The following is a 7419-nucleotide window of genomic DNA, read 5'->3' as shown; positions in this document are numbered from 1 at the left end:
AATGTAAAAAAAAATGTATTGATAAAAAATAAGCCCCCTAGAGTCGCCTTCAGGCGACGGCAATATGTAACTAGAGCGTAAGCTCTAGTATTCCGATTATATGGGACTTGTAAGGCAATATCATGTAGTTTTTTATTTAACATTATTTATTGTTTTAAAAAGTTAAATTTTAAGAAAAACATAGAATAAAAGTGAATTTTTAAATGAAATGATAGGTTGGAGGTCATGGAATGCTAAAAGATTATTGGGATTGTTTTAATTTTTTGACTTACAATGATTATGAAGAATGGAGTAGTGGGGAGGATTTTTATAGTTTTATTTTTCCTAATTGTGAGAGCAAGGGTGAAATGAATAAGGACTTTTCTAAGCCAAATGCTGTTTTTTTGTATAAAGACTTAGAAACAACTTTAAATGATAGCGATAAACTCACTTTAAAACGCCGTATAATGCTTAAAGACACTTGGGGTGATGATTATATTGATTTTGTGTTAGAAAACGATTTAACGCTATGTAGTGGCTTAAGTTATAGGGGTAGGAAAAATGACTTAGCTCATGCCCAACAAATGAACGCTCTAATTTTTGATTTAGACGGCGTAGGGTTAAAAGAAATTACTGCTTTTTTTGAAGTTGTTAAATATTGTGAAAAAAACGAGCCTAACAGATATTTTTGGCCTATACCTAGACCGACCTTTGTTGTTTTAAGTGGGGTAGGTTTGCATGTGTATTATGTGTTTGATAAGCCTATAGATTTATTTCCAAATATTAAGCTCCAGCTTAAAGCTTATAAATACGCTCTTACATTCAATATTTGGCGTTATAAAGAAACTAGCAAAGAGAAAGAAACCCAATACCAGTCTATCAATCAATCTTTTAGAATGGTAGGGAGCATTAACGAAAAGCATGGCAATAAGATTATTGCCTTTAAAACAGGCGATAGAGTGAGCTTAGAATATATGAACCAATATGTCAAAGAAGACAAGAGAGTGGATATTTTAAAGCGTTTTAGACCGAGCAAATACACCTTAGCAGAGACTAAAATTAAATTTCCCGAATGGTATGAGAGAGTGATAGTTAGGGAAGAACAAAGAGAAAAAAAGAAATGGCATATTAAAAAAGATTTGTATGAATGGTGGAAAAAGCGTTGCAAAGAGCCTAAGGGTGGACACCGCTATTTTTTTATGATGTGTATGGCGATTTATGCTTATAAATGCGATGTATCCAAACAAGAGCTAGAACAAGACATGTGGGAAGTTTTTGAAAAATTAAAAGCTATACCCCACATTAATCCCCTAACTAAGCGAGATGTTTATAGTGCTTTAGAGAGCTACGATAAGGGTTTGGCTTGTTTTAAAATCAAGGATATTGAAATTCTTACAGCCCTAAGGATTGATAGGAATAGGCGAAATTATAGACAGCAAGATTTACATTTAAAGGGGATAAGAGCTTTACAGCAAGCTATTAATCCGACTTGGCGACAAGGTAATGGCAGACCTAAAAATAGCGGAACAAAGCAATTTCTTATACAAGAATGGCGTATTAAAAACCCACAAGGCAAAAAAATTGATTGTCATAGGGAATTAGGTCTATCGCGCCCCACGATTGATAAGTGGTGGGATTGAATATGTTAAATTTTTACTTTGTATAGGAATACACATGTCAAAATAAGCGTGGCTATAAAATGTACAGCGATAACTATAGTCGGAGAAAAAATAAGTAGCTCCAAACTTGTTATGCCTAAAATAATAACAGAAATTACTCGTGAGACACTAGATTTTAGAGAAGTAAGGGATGAGATTTTCTCTTTACTGACATAAAGAGAAAATTGATAACTTACAATAAAATCTATGTATGTAAACAAGGCAACACTGATCATATAGGCACTAACAAATAGAAATATGTCCATACTTAGTAACAGTGCACTAGCAAATCCAGTTAAAAAGATCATGGTAATAGCCATATATCGGTTATACGAGTTGGCGTTACAAAAATGAACGAGAATTCCTATAATCTGAAATGAGATATAAAATATAAACAAGTAGTTTTCTATAATTTGTTTGTCTAAAAAGTAGGCTTGCCATAATTGAAAATGACTTTGAAAAAAGATTTGCAAAATTAGACTGAGTAGAATTAGATTTTTAAGAAGCGGTTTGTCTTTTAGCTCTCTAAAACTTTCTCTTACATGTTGTTTTAATATCTGCAACTGTTGTTTTTTTTCTAGTTTATGAGAAGAATCATCTTTAAAAAATAAAATAATGACCGAGATACACAGTAATGTAAGCAAGACTGATATGTAGTACATGGAGACACCATATTTTAAATACAAGAATGAGCCTGAGCAACTTCCAATTATCAACCCTATAAAACTGATTTGGCGACTTTTAGCAATGAATGGTGATAAATCTTCTTTTTGGTCTTTGATGTTGGTAATTAGAGTGGCATCAATGGTACCTGAGTCTAGAGCGTTTGATAACCCATAAATGCCCCATGCTAGAACCATACTAACAAAGCTGTCTAACCATAGGACACAAAAAAAACTGCACACTAGAACTAATTTTGAAACGATAAAAAGCATCTTTCTATTTATTAAATCTGCTAACACACCACTCGGGTATTCTGAGAGTAAAACACACAAACTGTAGGTGGCTTGTATGATCATAATTTGACTTAATGATAATTCTTTATTGAGTAATAATGGTGTTAAAATGGCGTGTGGCAAAGACTGGGCAATGACAAGTAGCATCGTTGCACAGTAATAAGAGAGTATGTTTACTTTTAGTGTTTTGTTCATATTAAGAAACTCTATAAATTATGATTAGAGCAAAATGCACATTTATGATCTACACTAGATGGCAAAGTGTATGTTTTGAAAGTTTTGTTGTCAACTCCGAATCGGCAGTTCAGGGATTTTATGGAGTTAAAATCATTAGACATAAATTGTATAATATCTGAAATTGCTAGGCTAGAAGCGATAGAGTTATTTAAAAAACTTGATGGTGCTTGCATGCGGTCATTTATAAGACATATGTCTAGATTTTTATCACCGTCTTTTTTATCATCTAGAGCAAAACTATTATGACAAAAAGGACAACAAGACAATGAAGGGATATAAAAAGGACCGATAAGAGATATGTCATTTAAATAGCCAATATTTAAAAATGGAATGCGACACTTACAAAAAAATCTTGTTGCCAATTGCACTGTGTTTGGATTATCTCCAGAAACAATTCCAAACAAATTTTCTTTTTTATTTTTAGAAAAAATTTCTTCAAGATTGTCTTCACTGGCAAAATCATCTACTGTCTCAATATTGATACCAAATCTACTAGAAAGAGCCTGCTTTATGGCAGATGTTTTATACTGTGAAATGTAATTCTTGTCAAACAAGAACTGGCGGTTAAGATTACTAGGATCAACGGTATCCTTATCTAACAATATTAGTTTTTTTGGATAAAAACTTGCTAGAGCATAGCTTACAAAATTTCCAATACCCCCACAACCAATAATGATAAAAATAGTTTTTTTAAAATTATTTATTGTTAGTTCTGGTTTATTTGACACTAAATCAATAAACAGGTGGTTTTTAAAGTTTTGTTTGTCATTTGGATTTAGTATGAATGAGGTAATAAGTTTATTGGCAACTAGCTTATCAAAAATATTATGTTCTATTTTGCTAGTTTCCATAAAACTTTTTATCTCATTCATACTTTTCTTCATTCTCAGAAAAACCAAGAGTCTCAGTGATTTCTCAAATTCATTATGATCAACGCAATACTGATATGTTCCAAGACCAATAATATTTTCTGTATCTGTTTGACCAACACATGCACTAAAACTAGTTTGATACCACTGCACAAATAACCTTTCTTGAATAACTAACTCTACTCCGATAAAACTTTGAACAATTACACTCTAAAATAGAGTGCAAAATTTTTCAATTTAATTACGGTATGACAATTTCATGGCTTACTCCTTTTATAACTTAAAAATTGCGGAGATGATAACATAATTATGATTTTTTTTATTACTAATTACATATTCATAATAATATTTTTTGTAGTTTGTGTATATTTTACACAATAAAGCGTCACTAAAGTAATTTTTAAAGATATAAAAAAAGAATTTTTTAATCCTTACCGCCCATAACCACGACTATAACTTCTCTCGTTTTCTATTTTTTGATTGTGTTCTCTAATCTTTCTATCCAGCTGTGTTGTTTTTGTATGAAGGTCTCTTGTTTCTTGTTCCATTCGCTTTGAAAGTCGCTCATCTGCTCTTTGAAAGAAGTCTCTAATTCGCTCTTTTGTGTCTCTGTAGATGTTTTTAATTGCTTTAACTGCTTCTCGTGTTCTTGTGTAAATGTTTTGTAGGATTGTTCTAGCTCTTGCTTGAGAGTGGTCTCTAAATTCTCTAATTGCATTTCCAACTTTTTGTATTGAATTTGCGAAGTCTTTTTTTCTTTGAGTTCGGCTCGTGCTAATTCTGTTGTTAAAATCTGCTCGTAGTCCGCCTTTAAATCGTTTTTGAGCGTGATTTCTTTCTTTTCTAAGGTTTGTATCACTTGATTCAATTCGGCTCTCTCTGTCGCTTCTAATAATTGAAATTTCTTTAATAGTGTGTTGTGTGTTTGCAATAGCGTTTCGTAGCTCTCTTTCAAGTTTAAGGTTTCTGTCTCTAAACTCTCGTAATCCTTGCTTAGCCTTTGAAATTCTGCTGTAACTTTCTCTAGCTTGGTTAATAGCTCGTTTCTGTCGTTCTCTAAACTCGCTATCTCGCTGTTCTTTGCTTGTAGTAAGCTCTCTTTCTCGTTCTGTAAGTTCTCTACTTCTTTGATTAAAGCGTTCTGTAGCTTGTTTAAGTATTCGTTCTGCATGTTTTTCCCTTATTTCTTGGTCGGCATTTGGTTGTAAATTCTCTGTAGATTGGCGTTGTTTAGTTGGTCTATTTCTCGTTTTAACTGAAAGACTTCTTTCTGTGAAAGCTCTAATTCCTTGTCCTTGCTGGGTAAAATGATTAGAAAGTATGTCCCCACTAATATTGCCCCCATGATGATTAGCCCCATAATGAAAGTTAGGGGCATTAGTAAGGATTTCTTGGCTAGGTTCTTGTGGATTTGTTTCTCTAGCTCTATTAACTTCGTTTGTATAATCTTGTTGTGTTGATTGTTGATTGTCTCTAACTCTAGGTAGCTGTTCTTTAGGCTCTCTTTTGTTGTTTGAAGTAGATTGATGTAATTTTTCATAGTAGCATTGTTTGTGTTCAATGCGTCTGTGTAGCTCGTTTTCAAGTTCTCGCAAAAATTCTGCGTGATTGTCGCTATCTCTTTGATTATTTGGGTGTTCTCTTTGGATCTCTCGCTGTCTAACTTCGCTAAGTTGCTCTCTAATGTCTGCAATACTTCTAAATGTTTCATGGTAGTAAAATCCTTTTAATCTTTTGGTTTTAGGTTCTTTGGGTAGCTTGACACTGATGTAATCCTTACCTTGTCTAGTAACTTCGCACTGATTACTTTTTAAAAAATTGATGATTTCATCTCGGCTATTAAATAGCTTTCCTAAGTTGTTTTGTATGAGTTTGTCTAGTTTTTCATAGGTTGCTAAAAGTTCTTTATTTTTGGGGTTTTTAGTTTGGTGTTGTTGTATGTTATGCCGTTTTTCTATGTTTTTGGGGTTTGTAAAATTGTGTTTTAGGTTGATACAATCTTTCCATAGGTCAATGCGTGTAATGTCTGCACTATGATAGTAGGGAGTAAAGGCTTTTTGAATTATCAAGTCAATTCTTGGTATAACAAAGTTTAACTCCAAACGCCCCTTATCTGTGTGTTCTACCCATAAAATGTTATAACGCCCTTGCATTTCTTGTGTGAGTAAAGCATTTTCAAAGCTTTCCATAAGTTCGTATTTTAAGCCCTCATTAATATTTGACTCTTCAAAGGATAAGCACCCTACACATACCTTGTGTTTTTGAGTAAGAGAGAGTAAAAGGCTTTTAGTTAGATTAGCATCGCCCTTTAAAACTTTAGCTGTGCCTTGTTCTACTCTTTCATTAAGCAAGTAATTAACACTCCCATCACCATCGCCTCCCCCTTGATTAATCCCCCAAAATTTAACTAACATACCTGGCTCTTAGTTGTTCTAATTGATTGCTAATCTCTATTAGTTGCTCTAAACCTAATCTATCCCATGCCCCCTTATTAGTGTTGAGATGTTTAGCAATTTGATTTAAATTGTTTCCCCACTTAGCCAATTCAATAATTATCTCTTTATTAACAATAGCTTTTTGTTTTTTAGATTTTATTGGAGTTTGTAAGTTTTGATTTAAAAGAGAGTTTAAAACTAATTGCGAGAAGTTTAAATTTTTTTCTTGCATTTGAGTTTGGATAATTTGCCATTGCTCTTTAGATAATCTAAGACTTTTAATAACTTGTTTGTTTGCTTGAATACTCACTTATTCCCTTATTTTGATTTTTGGGGGTTCAAGGGGGATTTGCCCCATTGCGAGCTATTTTGTATTACAAAATATATGCTCGCCCCTTTTAATTATAGTTTAGCATAGATTGGTTAAAGTTTAGATATAATGGGCTTACAATGATTGTTTAATACAAGGAGCTGAGATGTTAAAAGATGTAGAAATAGGGGTTAAATTTTATAAGGAGCTTGGCAAATTAGAAAAACGATTAGCTAAGTATCAAAGTAAGGTTTTAGAAATTAAAACACAAATGAGAGAGATTAAAAAGCAATACTCACAAGCTAAGAAAGATGAGAAAAAAGCTAAAAATTTAGAGACTTTACAAGCGATTAGAGATGTAGAGAGTGGGGCTAATTTTACAAAAATTGATAGTTTAGATGAGCTTACAAATGAGTTAAAAAGAGAGATACATGCTGGATATTGAATATCATAATTTGTTTAGAAAAGACTACAAAAAGTATCTCAAAAATGGCTTTGATAGTAAGCTACTTGATGAAGTAGTTTTAGAATTAAGACAACAAAAATCGTTAGCTCCTAAATACAAAGACCACATGCTAAAAGGCGACTGGTATCCTTGTAGAGAGTGCCACATTAAGCCTAATATTCTATTGGTTTATATAGTCAAAAATAACACTCTTTGGTTGCTTAGGCTTGGTAGTCATAGTGAGTTGTTTTAAGGTTCGGCTCGTGCTAATTCTGCTGTTAAAATCCACTCATAGCCCACCTTTAAATCGTTTTTGAGCGTGATTTTTTTCTGATCTAATGTTTTATAATCACTTGTTTTAATTCGGCTCTCTGTCGCTTCTAAAATGTAAAAAAAAATGTATTGATAAAAATAAGTCCCAACTCAATCTAAAAAATCCAAAGTTTTTGCTAAAATGTAAAAAAAAATGTATTGATAAAAAATAAGCCCCCTAGAGTCGCCTTCAGGCGACGGCAATATGTAACTAGAGC

General features: G+C 32.7%; 7 protein-coding genes. 3 read left to right on the top strand and 4 right to left on the bottom strand.

From position 1 onward, the window contains the following. Positions 1-230 precede the first annotated feature (230 nt). Positions 231-1619, top strand: a complete 1389-nt coding sequence (locus tag G6069_RS07695) for a hypothetical protein (RefSeq protein ID WP_197293909.1) — start codon at positions 231-233, stop codon at positions 1617-1619. A gap of 5 nt (positions 1620-1624) precedes the next feature. Here G6069_RS07695 and G6069_RS07690 read toward each other — a convergent pair whose 3' ends face one another. The 4 genes from G6069_RS07690 to G6069_RS07675 form a co-directional block, all read right to left on the bottom strand. Beyond that, entirely contained in the window at positions 1625-2788 is a 1164-nt protein-coding gene (locus G6069_RS07690) for an MFS transporter (RefSeq protein ID WP_197293908.1), read from the bottom strand. Between the two features lie 11 nt (positions 2789-2799). Next, the gene (locus G6069_RS07685; protein ID WP_197293907.1) at positions 2800-3852 is read right to left on the bottom strand and encodes a ThiF family adenylyltransferase; all 1053 of its coding nucleotides are present in this window, start codon (positions 3850-3852) and stop codon (positions 2800-2802) included. 278 nt (positions 3853-4130) lie between these two features. Continuing rightward, positions 4131-6113, bottom strand: a complete 1983-nt coding sequence (locus G6069_RS07680) for a relaxase/mobilization nuclease domain-containing protein (RefSeq protein ID WP_197293906.1) — start codon at positions 6111-6113, stop codon at positions 4131-4133. Next, on the bottom strand, positions 6103-6444 hold the full coding sequence (locus G6069_RS07675) for a plasmid mobilization protein (protein ID WP_197293905.1): 342 nt from the start codon (positions 6442-6444) through the stop codon (positions 6103-6105). The genes G6069_RS07680 and G6069_RS07675 overlap by 11 nt, the downstream gene beginning before the upstream one ends. 166 nt (positions 6445-6610) lie before the next feature. Here G6069_RS07675 and G6069_RS07670 point away from each other — a divergent pair, with 166 nt between their 5' ends. Both G6069_RS07670 and G6069_RS07665 read left to right on the top strand, forming a co-directional pair. Next, positions 6611-6889, top strand: a complete 279-nt coding sequence (locus tag G6069_RS07670) for a hypothetical protein (RefSeq protein WP_197293904.1) — start codon at positions 6611-6613, stop codon at positions 6887-6889. Next, entirely contained in the window at positions 6876-7142 is a 267-nt protein-coding gene (locus G6069_RS07665) for a type II toxin-antitoxin system YafQ family toxin (protein WP_197293903.1), read from the top strand. Before G6069_RS07670 ends, G6069_RS07665 begins: the two co-directional genes overlap by 14 nt. The last annotated feature ends 277 nt before the right edge of the window (positions 7143-7419 follow it).

The sequence above is a fragment of the Helicobacter pylori genome, assembly GCF_017594925.1.
Taxonomy (GTDB): Bacteria; Campylobacterota; Campylobacteria; order Campylobacterales; family Helicobacteraceae; genus Helicobacter; species Helicobacter pylori_DP.
The sequence above is the reverse complement of the archived record's forward strand: the minus strand, read 5'-3'. Positions and strand labels throughout refer to the sequence as shown.

Excerpts from the sequence above, each read along its gene's own strand:
- G6069_RS07695 (WP_197293909.1), top strand. The coding sequence starts at position 231 with ATGCTAAAAGATTATTGGGATTGTTTTAATTTTTTGACTTACAATGAT.
- G6069_RS07690 (WP_197293908.1), bottom strand. The coding sequence starts at position 2,788 with ATGAACAAAACACTAAAAGTAAACATACTCTCTTATTACTGTGCAACG.
- G6069_RS07680 (WP_197293906.1), bottom strand. The coding sequence starts at position 6,113 with ATGTTAGTTAAATTTTGGGGGATTAATCAAGGGGGAGGCGATGGTGAT.
- G6069_RS07670 (WP_197293904.1), top strand. The coding sequence starts at position 6,611 with ATGTTAAAAGATGTAGAAATAGGGGTTAAATTTTATAAGGAGCTTGGC.
- G6069_RS07665 (WP_197293903.1), top strand. The coding sequence starts at position 6,876 with ATGCTGGATATTGAATATCATAATTTGTTTAGAAAAGACTACAAAAAG.